1 protein-coding gene is annotated in these 2,007 nt (G+C 69.0%); it reads left to right on the top strand.

Annotated elements, in window-relative coordinates:
* A partial coding sequence (locus tag ACHQ4I_RS09050) for a polyketide synthase dehydratase domain-containing protein (RefSeq protein WP_420771244.1) occupies positions 1-2,007 on the top strand: 2,007 nt, incomplete at both ends.

The raw sequence follows: 2,007 nt of genomic DNA, 5'->3' as shown, positions 1-2,007 counted from the left end.
CGCAGTCGCTGATCGGAGCCGGGTTCACCACGTTCATCGAGTGCAGCCCGCACCCGTTGCTGGCGTTGGCGATGGAAGACACCGCCGCCGGTCTCGAGACCGCGGTGACCGTGACCGGATCCCTGCGTCGTGACGAGGGCGGACTGGATCGGTTCTGGAAATCGGTGGGCCACGCCTACGTCACCGGGGCACCCCTCGACTGGACGAAGGTTTACACCACCACACCGGGGCGGGTCGGGTTGCCGACGTATGCGTTCCAGCGGCAACGGTATTGGCTGGCCAGTACCGGGCTCGGTGGCGCCGATGTGGCCAGCGCGGGACTGGTCGGAGCCGAACACCCGTTGCTGGGTGCGGTGGTGCAGCAACCCGAGTCCGGTGCGGTCGCACTGACCGGACGACTCTCACTCACCACCCAACCGTGGCTGGCCGACCACGCCGTGGCCGGTGTGGTGTTGTTCCCCGGATCAGGATTCGTGGAACTGGCATTGCGGGCCGGTGACGAGGTCGGCGCCACCACGATCCAGGAACTGACCCTGCTGGCACCACTGGTATTCACCGAAGACCGCAGCGTGCAGCTCCAGGTCCTGGTGAGCGGCCGGGACGACTCGGCCGGATGGTCGGTTTCGGTGTACACCCGTGACACCCAAACCGACACCGACTGGACCCTGCACGCCGAAGGCGTCCTCACCACCGAACAACCGACACCGGCATCGGTGATGGATCTGGCGCAGTGGCCACCGGCCGGTGCCGAACCGGTGCAGGTCTCCGGCGTGTACGACTGGCTGACCCGACACGGTTACCAGTACGGGCCGGCGTTCCAGGGTCTGCAATCGGCGTGGCGGTACGGCGCGGACGTCTACGCCGAGGTCGCGGTCCCCGAGGAACTCGATGTCACCGGGATGGGCATCCACCCGGCCCTGCTCGACACCGCACTGCACGCCGCCTGGGCCGCGACCTACACCGGAGCCGCGACCGACGATCTCGAACTGCGGCTCCCGTTCAGCTGGGGGCAGGTCCGTCTCGACGCGGTGGGTGCCACCCGCCTGCGTGTCCACCTGAGCAGCAGCGCCGATGGTGCCCTGGCCGTCCGACTGGCCGACACCACCGGCAAACCGGTCCTGACCGGCACGGTGAACACCCGACCCGTCACCACCGAACAACTCCACGCCGCACTACACACCACCACTACACCGGGCACAGGCCTGCTGGAACTGACCTGGACACCACTGACGACCCTCCCCGACTCCACTCCTTCCTCGGCCCGCTCCTGGACCCCGCACACCACAGAAACCCACAGCGCCGACGTCGGCACCCAGAGTGCCGACGCTGATGCCGCGGATACCGACGCTGCTGATGCGGGTGTGGTGGTGTGGGAGTTGTCCTCCCGTGCCGAGGATGTGGTGGATTCGGTGTATGCGGCCACGCATGCGGTGCTGGCGGTGTTGCAGGACTGGTTGAGCGTGGAACGCTCGGGTGTGCTGATGGTGCTCACCCATGGCGCGGTCGCCTCGGCCGGTGAGGATGTCACCGATCTGGCTGCTGCGGCGGTGTGGGGGATGGTGCGTTCGGCGCAAGCCGAGTACCCGGGCCGGATCGTGGTGCTCGACACCGATGAAGGCGTCGATCTCGACCACGGTGTGGTGGGTGCGGTGCCGCTGGCCGCGCTGGCCCAGGCCGGTGAACCCCAGCTGATGCTGCGCCACGGCATCACCCACGGTGCCCGACTGACACCGGTGCCGGCGATGGCGGCCGTGCCGGTCGGGGATGGGCCGTGGCGGTTGGCCGCGGGCGGGACCGGCACGCTGCAGGACGTGTCGCTACAGCCGTGGCCGGCGGGGCAGGCACCGTTGGAACCCGGGCAGGTGCGGATCGCGGTCCGCGCGGTGGGCGTCAACTTCCGGGATGTGTTGGTGGCGTTGGGAATGTATCCCGGCCAGAACCCGTCGTTGGGCGGTGAAGGCGCCGGAGTCGTGCTCGAGGTCGGCGCGGGCGTGACCGACCTCGCCG

This window comes from Nocardia nepalensis (assembly GCF_048910785.1).
Lineage (GTDB): Bacteria > Actinomycetota > Actinomycetes > Mycobacteriales > Mycobacteriaceae > Nocardia > Nocardia nepalensis.
Note: the sequence above shows the minus strand (reverse complement) of the source record. Positions and strands in the feature narration are given on the sequence as shown.